This is a genomic window from Arthrobacter sp. 4R501 (genome assembly GCF_002929755.1).
Taxonomy (GTDB): domain Bacteria; phylum Actinomycetota; class Actinomycetes; order Actinomycetales; family Micrococcaceae; genus Arthrobacter.
In genome coordinates this window covers 44,905-59,003 of sequence record NZ_PJIW01000001.1, presented here as the reverse complement: position 1 = coordinate 59,003, position 14,099 = coordinate 44,905, and the positions used below count along the sequence as shown (strand labels likewise).

Sequence of the window (14,099 nt, the reverse complement as noted above, 5' to 3'; positions counted from 1 at the left end):
CCCGAGCCGTTCGCCGGTCAGCGAACTTAAGGACCATCCGCCGTCCGCTGTGATGTGATGGGGACTATGGAGTCCACTGCGCGTGATTCGTCAGCCCCGGCATCATCCAGCCCGGCCCAGGCCCTGATCAACTGGGACCTGGCCGCGTCCACTGCGGCCCGGCTGGCCTCGGCGGGGCCAACCCTCAACTCGGCGGAAATCGGCGAAGCCGTGGACAGCCTGCGCCGCCTCGCGGACGCCTCCGTCCCGCACGTCCACGAAATCACGGGCCTCGAAGCCGCACGGGATCTCCGCGACTCCTCTGTCCTGGTGGTGGACCGGGCCAGCTGGGCCAAGGCAAACACACAGAGCTTCGCCGTGATGCTCAAACCCGCCATGGACAAAATGCTCGAAAGCCGCCGCGGCAACGTCAGTCCGGCGGCGGCAAGCGTCAGCGGCGCCATCACGGGCAGCCAGCTCGGCGCTGTCCTGGCGTTCCTGTCCAGCAAGGTCCTGGGCCAGTACGATCCGTTCGCCGCGTTGGCCGAGGGTTCCAAAGCGCCCGCCGCCGGCCGCCTGCTGCTTGTGGCGCCCAACATCGTGGCTGTGGAGCGCGAGCTCAACGTCGCACCGGACGATTTCAGGCTCTGGGTCTGCCTGCACGAACAGACTCACCGGGTGCAGTTCGCGGCCGCGCCCTGGCTCCGCCACCACATGCTTTCCGAGATCGACAACCTCAGCGGGCACCTGCTGGGCAACGTTGATTCGCTGATGGAGCGTGCCTCCGCCGCCGCACGTTCCCTCAAGGACCGGACCGCCACCGGCAATACTCCCGGCCGCGGCGCCATCCTGGACCTGCTGCAGAACCCCGAGGAAAAGGCGTCACTGTCGCACCTGACGGCCGTGATGAGCCTGCTGGAGGGCCACGCCAACGTTGTGATGGACGCCGTCGACGCCAGCATCGTCCCGTCCGTCAGGACCATCCGGCAGCGCTTCACCGACCGCGGCAAGGACCGCGGCGTGATGGAGAAATTCATTCGCAGCCTCCTGGGCCTGGACGCCAAGATGCGCCAGTATTCCGACGGCGCCAGGTTTGTCCGCGCCGTAGTGGACGTGGCCGGGATGGAGGGCTTTAACCGGGTATGGGAATCCGCGGACAACCTCCCGACTGAGCCCGAAATCCACGACGCCAAGCTGTGGGTCGACCGGATGGGCTTGTAGGTGCCGCACGCCCCAAACGTGCCGCACGCCCCAAACGTGCCGGACGCCCCAAAAGTGCCGGAAGCCCGCACGGCTTCAAGCGGACGACGACGGCCTGGCCGGCTCGCGCCCGTCGTCGGCAAGGCGCGCAAAATGGTCCAGAACGCCCTGGCGGACGCCGGCTATCCGGCCCATGTGCTGGTGGCCTGCAGCGGTGGCCCGGATTCGATGGCCCTCGCTGCGGTGGCGGCCTATTTCGCCCGCCGCGGCCACGTTGACGGGCACCCACTGACGGTTGGTGCCGTCGTGGTTGACCACCAGCTGCAGGAGGGCTCGGCCCAGGTGGCTGCGGCAACAGTCCAGACACTGAAGGAACTGGGTCTTTCCCCGGTGGACCTCCGGACCGTCACCGTCGCCAGCACCGGGATGGGCCCGGAGGCCGCCGCCCGGAATGCCCGCCATGCAGCGTTGGAGGCGGCGGCCCAGGAGCACGGAGCCGCGGCCATCCTGCTCGGCCACACCCTGGACGACCAGGCCGAACAGGTCCTGCTGGGTCTTGCCCGCGGCTCCGGCACGCGCTCGCTGGCCGGCATGCGGCCTGCCCGCGGCCTGTTGCTCCGGCCCTTCCTCGGCCTGCGCCGCGCAGACACCCTGGAGATCTGCGATGTCGAAGACCTCGAGCCCTGGCACGATCCCAGCAATGCAGACCCGTCATTTGCCCGCTCCCGGACCCGGGTGGAAGTGCTGCCGATGCTCGAGGAAAAACTCGGGCCCGGCGTGGCTGAATCCCTGGCCCGGACAGCGTCCATCCTGCAGTTGGACGCCGACTATCTGGAGGACGTGGCAGATCGCACATTTGCAGCCTTGGCCGAGCGGTCCGGACCGGAGGTCCGCCTCCCGGAGGAGGCCCTGGGGGAACTTTCCCCGGCCATCAGGTTCCGGGTCATCGCCAAGGCAGCGGCCGACGTCGGGGGCCAACAGCCCAGCCACCAGCGCCTTCTGGCAGCGGAAGCGCTGCTGCGCCGGCAGGGTTCTGCGGGTCCCGTGGAGCTGCCTGGCGGGGTGAGCGTGTACCGGCTGTCCCTCGCCGAGCTGGCCCAGCGGGACGCGGCGGAAACGCGGCCAGACGGTCCCGACGGCGCCGCCCCCGTTCCCCGTGAAGCGGCCCGCTGTGGGAAGCTAGTATTCCGGCCTCAAAAACCGCCCCAAGAATAGTCGCACCCCGCATCTACACAGGAGCCATTGGTGGATTCAAACGACGTCCAGGCAGACCTCAAGCACGTTCTCTACACCAAGGAACAGATCCAACAGCGGATCGCTGAGCTCGCTGCGCAGATCGACAAGGACTACGAAGGCCGCGAAATCCTTCTGGTCGGTGTACTCAAGGGCGCTGTGATGGTTATGGCCGACCTCGCCCGCGCGCTCCACAGCCACGTTTCGATGGACTGGATGGCAGTGTCCTCCTACGGCTCCGGCACCCAGTCCTCGGGTGTTGTCCGGATCCTCAAGGACCTGGACACGGACCTGATGGGCAAGGACGTCCTGATCGTCGAAGACATCATTGACTCCGGCCTGACCCTGTCCTGGCTCAAGACCAACCTGGAATCCCGCGGCACCGCTTCCGTGGAGATCTGCACCGCCTTCCGCAAGCCCACAGCCGCCAAGGTGGAGATCGACGTCAAGTACGTCGGCTACGACATCCCCAACGAGTTCGTAGTGGGCTACGGCCTGGACTACGCCGAGAAGTACCGCAACCTGGACTTCGTGGGCACGCTCGCCCCGCACGTTTACGAGTAGCCACTCTCGCCGAGATGGCATTTCACGGCAGTCGCACCAACGGAACACTGCCGTGAAATGCCATCTCGCTGCATTTAAGCGGTCGGGGGAGAGAAGCTGAGCAACAAGAACATTGGCATCAAGGACGTCGCAGTCGCCGCCGGAGTGTCCGTCACCACCGTCTCGCACGTGTTGAATGATGTCTCGTACGCGCGGATCAGCAGCGAGACCCGGGCGAGGGTGAAGTCTGCAGCGGCGCAGCTCGGCTACGGCCCCAACCGCCTGGCCCAGGCGCTCCGCACCCGGCGGACCGGAATGCTGGGCCTGGTCAGCGAGGACATCGCCACCACACCCCATGCAGGACGCATCATCGTGGGCGCGGACGAGGCCGCCCGTGCCCGCGGCTACAACCTGATGATCATCAATACGTCCGGATCCGCGAGCCCTGAATCCAGGGATGCCGACGTCGAGGCCCTCCTGGAGCGCCGGGTTGATGGCATCCTTTACGCCACCATGTACCACCGCCACGTGCAGGTGCCCATCAACCTTGGCAGCGTACCGGCGGTGCTGGTGGACTCCGTCAGCACCGGCGGCGGCATCACGGCCGTGGTGCCGGACGAGGAGGGCGGTGCCCGTGCCGCCGTCGGAATTCTCCTGGCGGCCGGCCATACCCGCCTCGGCTTCATCAACAACACCGACGACGTCCCTGCCACCCGGGACCGCCTCCGCGGCTTCCGGGCCACACTGAACGAGGCAGGGCTCGACGGCGACGCGGCACCTGTCGAGTCGGAGCTCTCCGAAGTGCAGGGAGGCTATGCGGCGGCCTGCCGGATGTTGGGGCGTGAAGACAGGCCCACCGGGCTGTTCTGCTACAACGACCGGATGGCCATGGGCGCCTACCGGGCCGCGGCGGAGCTAGGGCTGTCCATCCCCGGGGACCTGTCCGTGGTGGGCTTCGATGACCAGGAACTCATCGCGGCGAACCTGTACCCGGGCCTGACCACGGTGGCCCTGCCGCACTACGAAATGGGCGCCTGGGCGGCCGAGAACCTGATCGACGCCATCGAGGGCAAGACGGACCTTGCCCTCATGGCGCTCCACCCGACCATCCTGGACTGCCCGCCGGTGCGGCGCGATTCGGTGGCGGCGCCCGCGCGCTGACCCGTTGGCTGACCTGGGGAGTTCCGCTTTGCCTCCCACATCCCGCTACGCCCAGAGGGAACTTTTGCGCGGCACCGTGCGTGAATTACTCCGAACGGTGTATAGCTAGTAGCTGATGCAGCACCACACGCGCGTAGACTCACTCGCCGTGCAGCACTACCAGGAGGGACGGGGCCAGCCCCGAACAGATGAAAGCTAAGAGTTTCTTCAAGGGCCCGGGCATCTGGATCGTTGTTGTGATCGCCATGCTTCTCGTGGCTTTTGCAACACTGGCTCCCGGTGGTGCGGCGCGGATCGATACGGACAAGGGCCTTGAGCTCCTCGCCGACAGCGGCAAGGTTGAGCAGGCAAAGATCTTCGACGGCGAAAACCGCGTTGACCTGACCCTCAAGGACAACCTGGATGTCAACGGGCAGGACAAGGGCAAGAGCGTCCAGTTCTTCTTCGTCGACGCCCGCGCCATCGACGTCGTCAAGGCAGTCACCGCTGCCAACCCCGCGAACGGCTACACGGACCAGCCGATCGAAAGCAACTGGTTCTCCGGCCTGCTCTCGCTGCTCATCCCTGTCATCCTTCTCGGTGCGCTGTTCTGGTTCCTGATGACCCGGATGCAGGGCGGCGGCTCGAAGATCATGCAGTTCGGCAAGTCCAAGGCCAAGATGGTCAACAAGGACATGCCGCAAGTGACCTTCGTTGACGTAGCCGGCGCGGACGAGGCTGTGGAGGAGCTCCAGGAAATCAAGGAGTTCCTGCAGGAACCGGCCAAGTTCCAGGCCGTGGGCGCCAAGATCCCCAAGGGCGTGCTGCTGTACGGTGCTCCGGGAACCGGCAAGACTCTCCTGGCCCGTGCCGTCGCCGGTGAGGCCGGCGTGCCGTTCTTCTCCATCTCCGGCTCGGACTTCGTGGAAATGTTTGTCGGCGTGGGCGCGTCCCGTGTCCGCGACCTTTTTGAGCAGGCCAAGGCCAACTCTCCGGCCATTATCTTTGTCGACGAGATCGACGCCGTCGGCCGGCACCGCGGTGCCGGCATCGGCGGCGGCAATGACGAACGCGAGCAGACCCTCAACCAGTTGCTGGTTGAAATGGACGGCTTCGACGTCAAAACCAACGTCATCCTTATCGCTGCCACCAACCGCCCCGACGTCCTAGACCCGGCGCTGCTGCGTCCGGGCCGTTTTGACCGCCAGATCTCGGTGGACGCCCCGGACCTGATCGGCCGAGACCAGATCCTGCAGGTGCACGCCAAGGGCAAGCCGATGGCCCCGGGCGTTGACCTCAAGGCCGTGGCGAAGAAGACCCCGGGCTACACCGGTGCAGACCTCGCGAATGTCCTGAACGAGGCAGCCCTGCTGACCGCGCGCTCCAACGCCAACCTCATCGATGACCGCGCCCTGGACGAGGCGATCGACCGCGTTATGGCCGGCCCGCAGAAGCGCAGCCGTGTGATGAAGGAACACGAGCGCAAAATCACCGCGTACCACGAGGGCGGACACGCCCTGGTGGCGGCCGCGCTGCGGAACTCGGCGCCGGTCACCAAGATCACCATCCTGCCCCGCGGCCGTGCCCTGGGCTACACCATGGTGGTCCCGGAGAACGACAAGTACTCCATCACCCGCAACGAACTGCTGGACCAGATGGCGTACGCGATGGGCGGCCGCGTGGCGGAGGAGATCGTGTTCCACGATCCCTCCACGGGAGCCTCCAATGACATCGAAAAGGCCACCTCCACGGCCCGCAAGATGGTCACCGAGTTCGGCATGAGCGAGCGTGTCGGCGCAGTACGCCTGGGCCAGGGCGGCGGCGAACCCTTCCTGGGCCGCGACGCCGGGCACGAGCGCAACTACTCGGACCAGATCGCCTACGTGGTGGATGAGGAAGTGCGCCGCCTGATCGACCAGGCGCATGACGAGGCCTACGCCATCCTCACCGAAAACCGGGACGTCCTGGACCAGTTGGCCCTGGAACTCCTGGAACGGGAGACCCTCAACCAGGCCGAGATCGCGCACATTTTTACGGACATCCGCAAGCGTGACTTCCGCGAGGTGTGGCTGTCCAAGGAGACCCGTCCGGTCCAGCAGGCCGGCCCCGTGGAATCCCGCCTGGAGAAATCTGAGCGCGAAGCCCAGGAAGAAGCAAAACAGGCCCGCCTAGAGGAACCGCTGGACGCGCAGCCGCCGCACGCGCAGGGTGTCCCGGAAGACGCCGCGTTCCAGGTCGGCATCCCCGACTCGGGGCCTGACGCCACGCACGGCTAAGCTTTCTTCTGTGACTCACTTCGACGACGACGACGCTCCCGCCTCCGCCGGACACCCGGCGGAGGACGGCTCCCACCACAAAAAGCACGAGAAAGTGGACCGGCCACGGATCGAGGCGGCAGTCCGTGAAATCCTCCTGGCCATCGGGGAGGACCCGGACCGCAGCGGCCTCGTAGACACCCCCCGACGGGTGGCCAAGGCCTACGCGGAGGTGTTCTCGGGACTGCACCACGATCCCGCGGATGTCCTTTCCACCACCTTCGACCTGGACCACGAAGAACTGGTCCTGGTCAAGGACATACCGTTCTACTCAACGTGCGAGCACCACCTAGTGCCGTTCCACGGGGTTGCCCACGTCGGCTACATTCCCTCCCATGACGGCAAAGTGACCGGGCTCAGCAAGCTGGCACGCCTCGTGGACATCTACGCCCGGCGCCCCCAGGTGCAGGAGCGGCTCACCACCCAGATCGTCGAAGCAATGGTCAGCCACCTCAAGCCGCGTGGCGCGATTGTCGTTGTCGAATGCGAACACATGTGCATGTCCATGCGCGGTGTCCGCAAGCCCGGAGCTAAGACCGTCACCAGCGCGGTCCGCGGGCAGCTTCATGACCCGGCCACCCGTGCCGAAGCCATGAGCCTCATCCTCGGAAGGTAAGTAAGACCATGGACTCACTCGCTGCAGCCCCGGGAACCGGGCCCGCAACATCTCCGCTGCCCATCCTGCGGAAACCGCGCCCGGCCGCGAAATTCGCGGACCTGCCCACCGGCCGCACCCTGGTCATGGGCATCCTGAATGTCACCCCGGACTCCTTCAGCGACGGCGGAAAGCACTCGACGGCGGACACTGCCATCGCGGCGGGCCTGCGGATGTTCTACGCCGGAGCGGACATCATCGACGTCGGCGGCGAATCGACGCGCCCCGGCGCGGAGGACGTCAGCCCGGAGGAAGAACTGCGCCGGGTGATCCCCGTCATCGAAGCCCTGGTCAAAGCGGGCGCCCTGGTCAGCATCGACACCACCCACGCCGCCACTGCCGCCGCTGCCCTGAAGGCCGGCGCCGCCATCATCAACGATGTTTCCGGGCTGACCATCGAACCTGAGATGGCCGAACTCGTTGCGTCCTCCGGTGTGCCCTATGTGCTCACGCACCGCCGCGGCGACGCCCGCACCATGGACTCCCTCGCCCAATACCAGGACGTGGCCGGCGAAGTGGTGGCTGAACTGGCCGGCGTCCGCGACAAGCTCTACGCAGCCGGGGTGAGCAGAGAGCAGATCATCATTGACCCGGGCCTGGGGTTCGCCAAGAACGACGCCCAGAACTGGGAGCTCCTGCAGCACCTGGACCAGCTGGAAAGCCTGGGGCACAAAGTCCTGGTGGCCGCTTCCCGCAAGCGTTTCCTGGGCACACTCCTCACGGTCGCCGGCAAGTCCGCCGCCCCGGAGGAACGCGGCGCCGCCACAGCCGCCATCACCGCGATCAGCGCATTCCGGGGGGCCTGGGCCGTCCGCGTGCATGACGTCGCTCCAAGCCTTGACGCCGTCAAGGTGGCCGCGCGGATGGCCGCCGCCCCTACCACCACCTAGGCCGGGCACCCATGGACAGGATCACGCTGAGCGGTGTCACCGCCGTCGGCCATCACGGAGTCTTCGATTTCGAGCGCCGTGAAGGCCAGCCGTTTGTGGTGGATGCCGTGCTGCACCTGGACTTCGCCAAAGCGGCAGTATCTGACGACGTCCGGGACACCGCCCACTACGGCGAGGTGGCTGAGCGGATCAAGGACTGGATCACGGGGGAGCCGCTGAACCTGATCGAGGCCCTGGCCGTCCGGATCGCCGATGGCCTGCTCGCCGAATTCACCATCCAGGCCGTGGACATCACAGTGCACAAGCCCAAGGCACCCATCGAGGTGCCCTTCGGCGATGTGGCTGTCAGCGTGCACCGGGAGAGGCCATGAGCGGCGGGTACACCAAGGCCGTCCTGGCCCTCGGCAGCAACCTGGGCGAGCGGAACGACACCTTGTCCGAGGCCGTTGCCGACCTGGTGGACCCGCCGGAGGTCCGCCTGCAGGCCGTATCCCCCGTGGTGCAGACCAAAGCCGTGGGCGGCCCGGCCGGCCAGCCCGACTTCCTGAACATGATCATCACCGTGGAAACCACACTGTCCCCGGTGGAGCTGCTGAAGCACTGCCAGGCCGTGGAAAACAAGCACCTCCGGGTGCGTGAAGTGCGCTGGGGGGCGCGGACGCTCGACGTCGACATCATCACCTACGGCGACCTCATCAGTGACGACCCGGTGCTGACCCTGCCGCACCCGCGCGCGGCCGGACGCGCCTTTGTGCTGTATCCGTGGTCGCTGATCGAGCCGGCGGCCACCCTGGGCGGGGAACGCATCAGCGAGCTGGCTGCCCGCGCCCCCGACTTTGACGACCTTGCCCCGTTCGACGGTTTCGGCGATTACGACGGCGCCCCCACAGCCGGGGCGGTCGAGTAACCGGTGAAGCCCATCAACCCTGTCCGCCTGCTGCTGATCGGCCTGGTCCTGACCGTGGCGGGCTGGTCCACCACCGTGGTGACCACACGCTACAGCATGGCCACACCGGTTCTTCCGGCTACCGCGCTGGCCACCATGGGCGTGATTGTCGCCATCACCCTGGTGCTTGGCATCCGTGTGCTCCGGTGGCGCAACAGCACCAAACGCAAAAAGGCATTGGACCCGATCCTGGCCGCCAGGACCCTGGTGCTGGCCCAGGCGTGCGCTTACGCGGGCACCGTCCTGCTGGGCTGGCATGTTGGCATCTTCCTGGACCAGCTGCGGATCTGGAACCTGCGCAGCGACCAGGGCATCACCTGGGTGGCAGTCGCGATCGCTGCCGGCGGTCTGGTGATGATCGTCGTCGGCCTGCTGGTGGAGCGGTTCTGCAAGATCCCGCCCGAAGACACCGATGCAACGCCCGGTGAGGGGAAACCCGGCCGCGGCGTACGCGGCGAAGCCGCAGGGGAAGGCGAATATGCGTACAGAGGCGATTGATCCGCCGGGCATTACCTGGCAGCGGGTATCCCCGAAATACGTCACGGTGCGGCTGGTGCAGTGGGCCATCGGGAACCTGGTCACGGTGGTTGTCCTGAGCCTGCCCCTCGTTCTTGTCCTGCTCGGCTGGTGGCGGTGGCCCCCGCTGTGGCTGGCTATCACCGTCCCGGCGGTAACTCTGGTTCTGGCCATCTGGCGGCTGCTGCTGATTCCGCGCCAGGTGCGCGCCATCGGTTACGCCGAGCGCGACGATGACCTGCTGATCCGGGGCGGCATCTTTTTCCAACGGACCATGACGGTTCCCTATGGCCGCATGCAATATGTGGACATCGGCGTTGGCCCGGTGGAACGCGGGCTGGGACTCTGCACGCTCAAACTCCACACCGCCTCGCCTGGAACCAACGCCACCATCCCCGGCCTGCCCGCTGCGGAAGGGGCACGCCTGCGCGAGCAGCTCGCCGCCCGCGGTGAAGCGAGGCTGGCGGGGCTGTGACGTCAAACGTTCCGGAGGCCGGGGCACCGAGTGCGGTTCCGGTGGCGCCCGACGGCGAGTGGCTGCGTGTGCACCCGGCGTCCCCATTTGTGCGCGGCTGGGTGGCCCTGGCGGCCATCGGTTTCTTCTTCGGGCGGGACTTTTTCGAACGGTTGCTGCAGGGCCGTCCTCTGTTCGAGGAGGACTTCGCCGGCCGGGCGCCCTGGCTGGTGGCCGGCGGCGGCATCGTCCTTGTGGTGACCGTGCTGGGCTTCATCCTGACCTGGTACTTCACCAAGTACCAGGTCGCCGAAGGGTACGTCCGGGTCAACTCCGGCTTCCTCTTCCGCCAGCAGCGCCAGGCCCGGCTGGACCGCGTCCAGGCCATCGACATCGTGCAGCCCCTCCTGGCCAGGATCTTCGGCCTGGCCGAACTCAAGTTCGAGGTGGCCGACGCCGGTGAATCGGCCGTCAAACTGGCGTACCTGCGGATGGACGACGCCCGCCAGCTCCGGGCCACCATCCTGGCGCGGGCCGCAGGCGTGGTCCCGGACCCGGCCCGGCCGCAGGAGGCCGCACCCGAGGCGCCCGAATATCCGGTGCTGTCCGTGCCGCCGTCGCGCCTTATCGGTTCCCTGCTGCTCAGCGAGCAGAGCTTTTTTGTGGTGGTGGGCGGCATCGCCGCCGTGATCCTGTCCGCCGTGACGGACAACCGGGGCTTCTTTTTCTACCTGATCCCGGCGGTGCTGGGCCTCGCCGCCAGCTACTGGGGCTTCTTTAACAAGGGCTACAACTTCACCGCCGCCATTTCGCCGGACGGGATCCGGCTCCGCTACGGGCTGTTGGACACGCAGGCGCAGACGCTGCCCCCGGGCCGGGTCCAGGCGCTGAAAGTGGCCCAGTCCCCACTTTGGAGGATCTTCGGCTGGTACCGGATCCAGGTCAACGTGGCCGGGTACGGCGCAGTCGGGAGCAACGGCGAGACAGCGTCCCGGACCACGCTGCTGCCCGTGGGTAAACTGGCCGACGTGATGTCCATGCTCGCACTCGTCCTGCCGGATCCCGGCACACCTGAACCCGGACGCATCTTCGCTGCCGGGCTCTCGGGGCTGGATTCCGACGGCGGATTTGTCACCACGCCGCACCGCGGCAGGTTCCTCGCGCCGCTGGGCTGGCGCCGCAATGGATTCGCCACCACTGACACCGCCCTGCTGATCCGCTCGGGCCGGTGGTGGCGGGAACTGGTGGTGGTCCCGCACCAGCGCACCCAGTCAATGGCACTGCACCAGGGTCCGCTCGCACGGCGGTTCCGTGTGGCGGACCTTGTCCTGCACACCACGGCGGGGCCGGTCTCGCCACGGCTCACCCAGGCCGGACTTGACGAGGCCCGGGGCCTTTTTGATGCCCAGTCCGCCCGCGCGCGGCTCGCCCGCAAGCGGCAGACCAGCGAACAATGGCTGGCAACTGTGGCGCCCGCTCCGGTGGCGCCCGCCCCGGTGGTTGAGCCTGTCGAAACCCCTAGCCCGGTGGTTGAGCCCGCCCCGGTGGTTGAGCCCGCCGAAACCAGTCCCCAACAGGAAGGCCCGCAACGTGGCTAAGCCCGGGCGCCTTGGCGTCGGAATCATCGGTGCCGGGAAAGTGGGCGCCGTCCTCGGTGCGGCGTTGCGCTCGGCCGAACACGCCGTCGTCGGCGTTTCCGCGGTGTCCGAGGCCAGCCGTGAACGGGCGGAGACGCTGCTGCCCGGCGTGCCCATCCTGGAGATCCAGGAGATTGTGGAACGGTCTGAACTCGTGCTCCTGGCCGTGCCCGACGACGCCTTGGCCGGACTGGTGGACGGGCTCGCCAGACTCGGGGCGTGGCAGCCAGGACAGATCGTGGCGCATACCTCAGGAAGGTTCGGCGTGGGGGTGCTTCGCCCGGTGCGCGCCGCCGGAGCCATCCCCCTTGCACTGCACCCCGCCATGACGTTCACGGGCATGAGCCTGGACCTGACACGACTGCTGGATTGCACCTTTGGCGTGACCGCTGATGCAGCGATGCTGCCCATTGCCCAGGCGCTGGTGGTGGAGATGGGTGCCGAACCCGTGGCCATCGCCGAGGGGGACCGGACGCTTTATCACACGGCCCTCGCCCATGGCTCGAACCATATGGTCACCCTGGTGGCGCAGGCTTCGCAGCTGCTCCGCGACGTTGGCGTCGACGCGCCGGAGCGGATGCTGGGGCCTTTGCTGCGGGCCACGCTGGAGAACGCGCTCGCCTCCGGCGAATCGGCGCTGACCGGTCCGGTGGCCCGCGGCGATGTGGGGACAGTGGCGGCCCACGCCGAGGCGTTGCGGGAGTACGACGCCGGTGCGCACGGCGATGTGCTGGAGGCTTACTTCGCCATGGCCCGCGCCACGGCACGGCGGGCCAGCAGCCGGGGGCTGCTCAAAGAGGATCAAGTGGGGGCCCTCCGCGCGGCCCTGGAAGAGGGAAACTGACATGGCCACGCAACTGGTGACAACGGCCGCGGAGCTCAGGGAGGCGAGTGCCCGGCTGCTCGCGCAGAAGGCGGGCAGGTCCCAGGGCCTGGTGCCCACTATGGGCGCGCTGCACGAAGGCCACGCCCGGCTGGCGCGCACCGCCGTCGAACAGAACGACGTAGTGGTGGCGTCCATCTTTGTGAACCCGCTCCAGTTCGGCGATGCGGTGGATCTGGACCGGTACCCGCGCACGCTCGACGCCGATCTTGCCCTGCTTGAGGAACAGGGCGTGGACCTCGTGTTTGCGCCTCCGGTGGAAGAGGTCTATCCCGGCGGCGAGCCGCTGGTCCGCGTGACCGCCGGCTCCCTGGGGGAAAAGTGGGAAGGCGCTTCACGGCCGGGCCATTTCGACGGCGCCCTCACCGTGGTTGCCAAGCTGCTGCACTACTGCATCCCCGGTTCAGGGCTTCCGCCGGCCGGTGCTTTTGCCTCCGGCGTCGGGGGACTGCCGGCCTACCGGGCCTATTTCGGGCAAAAGGACGCCCAGCAGCTGGCGCTGGTGCGCCGTATGGTGGCGGACCTGAACTTTCCCGTCGAAATTGTTGCCGTGCCCACCGTCCGGTCCGCGGATGGGCTGGCCCTGTCCAGCCGCAACCGGTTCCTCTCCGCAGAGGAGCGCGAGGCCGCCCTGGTGTTGTCACGGGCGCTGCGGCTCCTGGCGGAGCGGGCAACAGCCCACCAGCCGCTTGATCTGGAATCGGCCCGGGCCATGGTTGAATCGCAGTCATTGGTGGGCCTGGACTACTTCGACGTCGTGGATCCGCTCACGCTTGAGCCGCTGGCCGAGAACTGCCGGAACGTCCCGTTCCGCGGCGAAGGCCTGGCTCTCATCGCCGCCAAGGTGGGGCCGGTCCGGCTGATCGACAACGTGCCGCTCAGCAGCTGATAAGCAGGGTCCGCTTCCGGGGCACGCAAGGCCTCGGATCCCTGTCCGTCTGTCTCGGCATCGGCTATGCTGAATTTGTTGCCCCAGACCCTGGCATCGCCTTATTTCGGCGTACTCCAGGAGGACAAATTTCACCCAGGGCACCCATACATCTTCCGCAGTTATCCTCGGCCTTCTGTGCTGCCCGGCTCTTGTCTGCCCGGCGCAGCCGCATGCACGGCAAGCGGGACGCTCGCGTGCATTCCCCCATCCCCGTGGCCTACCGGCCACGCTCAAGTCAGGAGCGAATCCAATGATCCGCACAATCGATGACGGGCTGTCCTATTTGGTCAAAGTGAAACACGCGTCCGTCCTGGACGACTATTTGAATTCGGCCGTTGACCTGGCCCGCCAGTATGCCTCCAGCACTGGCCTGTGCGGGATTCTGGTAACCCGCCACGCGCACGACACCTATACCGTTGCGGTCAGCGAGGCTGTACCTTTCGGAGAGACCCGTGAGCGCCACGATCCCTAAGGTGGAGGAGGCGATGGCCAACCACATCGCAGCTGACGGATTCACTCCGATCGGATGGCAAGCCTACGAAATCATGTACTCGATCCTGGAGGACCCGGCACCGGATCTGGCCGAGGTCAAATGGCGCCTTCGCAGGTGTATGGCCGCCCACCCGGGCGAACCGGAACGGGCGTTGCGTGACCACCTGATGGTCACCTCAGAGATGGCCAATGCCAACGGCCAGGGAGGGCCGGACTGAGGCCCGGTCTTGGACGACGGGCGGGTTCGCCGCAATCTGTATCCTTGAAGTGACAACTCCGCCGTTC

General features: G+C 67.0%; 16 protein-coding genes. All 16 read left to right on the top strand.

The genetic code is table 11. From position 1 onward, the window contains the following. The first annotated feature begins 66 nt into the window (after nt 1-66). The gene (locus CXR02_RS00320) at nt 67-1,200 is read left to right on the top strand and encodes a zinc-dependent metalloprotease (protein WP_104060175.1); all 1,134 of its coding nucleotides are present in this window, start codon (nt 67-69) and stop codon (nt 1,198-1,200) included. A 132-nt stretch (nt 1,201-1,332) separates the two neighbouring features. Further along, the gene (tilS, locus tag CXR02_RS00315; protein ID WP_104060174.1) at nt 1,333-2,394 is read left to right on the top strand and encodes a tRNA lysidine(34) synthetase TilS; all 1,062 of its coding nucleotides are present in this window, start codon (nt 1,333-1,335) and stop codon (nt 2,392-2,394) included. 30 nt (nt 2,395-2,424) lie between these two features. Continuing rightward, nucleotides 2,425-2,976, top strand: a complete 552-nt coding sequence (gene hpt, locus CXR02_RS00310; protein ID WP_056347981.1) for a hypoxanthine phosphoribosyltransferase — start codon at nt 2,425-2,427, stop codon at nt 2,974-2,976. Nucleotides 2,977-3,072: 96 nt separating this feature from the next. Next, nucleotides 3,073-4,116 carry a LacI family DNA-binding transcriptional regulator gene (locus tag CXR02_RS00305; protein WP_104060173.1) on the top strand — a complete coding sequence of 348 codons (1,044 nt, stop codon included), beginning with the start codon at nt 3,073-3,075 and terminating at the stop codon, nt 4,114-4,116. A 188-nt stretch (nt 4,117-4,304) separates the two neighbouring features. Next, complete coding sequence (ftsH, locus tag CXR02_RS00300; protein ID WP_104060172.1) at nt 4,305-6,371, top strand: ATP-dependent zinc metalloprotease FtsH; 2,067 nt, start codon at nt 4,305-4,307, stop codon at nt 6,369-6,371. Between the two features lie 10 nt (nt 6,372-6,381). Next, entirely contained in the window at nt 6,382-7,026 is a 645-nt protein-coding gene (gene folE, locus CXR02_RS00295; RefSeq protein WP_056347709.1) for a GTP cyclohydrolase I FolE, read from the top strand. An 8-nt stretch (nt 7,027-7,034) separates the two neighbouring features. Further along, nucleotides 7,035-7,955, top strand: coding sequence for a dihydropteroate synthase (gene folP / locus CXR02_RS00290; RefSeq protein ID WP_104060171.1), 921 nt, complete (start codon nt 7,035-7,037; stop codon nt 7,953-7,955). An 11-nt stretch (nt 7,956-7,966) separates the two neighbouring features. Then, nucleotides 7,967-8,326, top strand: coding sequence for a dihydroneopterin aldolase (gene folB, locus CXR02_RS00285; RefSeq protein ID WP_058930401.1), 360 nt, complete (start codon nt 7,967-7,969; stop codon nt 8,324-8,326). Continuing rightward, complete coding sequence (gene folK, locus CXR02_RS00280) at nt 8,323-8,862, top strand: 2-amino-4-hydroxy-6-hydroxymethyldihydropteridine diphosphokinase (protein ID WP_104060170.1); 540 nt, start codon at nt 8,323-8,325, stop codon at nt 8,860-8,862. The genes folB and folK overlap by 4 nt, the downstream gene beginning before the upstream one ends. Nucleotides 8,863-8,865: 3 nt before the next feature. Then, nucleotides 8,866-9,399: a DUF3180 domain-containing protein gene (locus tag CXR02_RS00275; protein WP_104060169.1), complete on the top strand. Its 534-nt coding sequence runs from the start codon at nt 8,866-8,868 to the stop codon at nt 9,397-9,399. After that, nucleotides 9,380-9,892: a PH domain-containing protein gene (locus CXR02_RS00270; protein WP_104060168.1), complete on the top strand. Its 513-nt coding sequence runs from the start codon at nt 9,380-9,382 to the stop codon at nt 9,890-9,892. The genes CXR02_RS00275 and CXR02_RS00270 overlap by 20 nt, the downstream gene beginning before the upstream one ends. Continuing rightward, nucleotides 9,889-11,469, top strand: coding sequence for a PH domain-containing protein (locus CXR02_RS00265; protein WP_104060167.1), 1,581 nt, complete (start codon nt 9,889-9,891; stop codon nt 11,467-11,469). Before CXR02_RS00270 ends, CXR02_RS00265 begins: the two co-directional genes overlap by 4 nt. After that, entirely contained in the window at nt 11,462-12,352 is an 891-nt protein-coding gene (locus tag CXR02_RS00260) for a Rossmann-like and DUF2520 domain-containing protein (protein ID WP_104060166.1), read from the top strand. The genes CXR02_RS00265 and CXR02_RS00260 overlap by 8 nt, the downstream gene beginning before the upstream one ends. Nucleotide 12,353: 1 nt before the next feature. Continuing rightward, entirely contained in the window at nt 12,354-13,280 is a 927-nt protein-coding gene (locus CXR02_RS00255) for a pantoate--beta-alanine ligase (protein WP_104060165.1), read from the top strand. Nucleotides 13,281-13,572: 292 nt separating this feature from the next. Next, nucleotides 13,573-13,794, top strand: coding sequence for a hypothetical protein (locus CXR02_RS00250; RefSeq protein ID WP_104060164.1), 222 nt, complete (start codon nt 13,573-13,575; stop codon nt 13,792-13,794). After that, nucleotides 13,775-14,032 (top strand): hypothetical protein, encoded by a 258-nt coding sequence (locus CXR02_RS00245; protein WP_146072457.1) that lies wholly within the window; start codon nt 13,775-13,777, stop codon nt 14,030-14,032. Before CXR02_RS00250 ends, CXR02_RS00245 begins: the two co-directional genes overlap by 20 nt. Nucleotides 14,033-14,099 lie beyond the last annotated feature (67 nt).

Coding starts and splice junctions, on each gene's coding strand:
- CXR02_RS00320 (WP_104060175.1), top strand. CDS start 67: ATGGAGTCCACTGCGCGTGATTCGTCAGCCCCGGCATCATCCAGCCCG.
- tilS (WP_104060174.1), top strand. CDS start 1,333: ATGGTCCAGAACGCCCTGGCGGACGCCGGCTATCCGGCCCATGTGCTG.
- ftsH (WP_104060172.1), top strand. CDS start 4,305: ATGAAAGCTAAGAGTTTCTTCAAGGGCCCGGGCATCTGGATCGTTGTT.
- folP (WP_104060171.1), top strand. CDS start 7,035: ATGGACTCACTCGCTGCAGCCCCGGGAACCGGGCCCGCAACATCTCCG.
- folB (WP_058930401.1), top strand. CDS start 7,967: ATGGACAGGATCACGCTGAGCGGTGTCACCGCCGTCGGCCATCACGGA.
- folK (WP_104060170.1), top strand. CDS start 8,323: ATGAGCGGCGGGTACACCAAGGCCGTCCTGGCCCTCGGCAGCAACCTG.
- CXR02_RS00270 (WP_104060168.1), top strand. CDS start 9,380: ATGCGTACAGAGGCGATTGATCCGCCGGGCATTACCTGGCAGCGGGTA.
- CXR02_RS00255 (WP_104060165.1), top strand. CDS start 12,354: ATGGCCACGCAACTGGTGACAACGGCCGCGGAGCTCAGGGAGGCGAGT.
- CXR02_RS00250 (WP_104060164.1), top strand. CDS start 13,573: ATGATCCGCACAATCGATGACGGGCTGTCCTATTTGGTCAAAGTGAAA.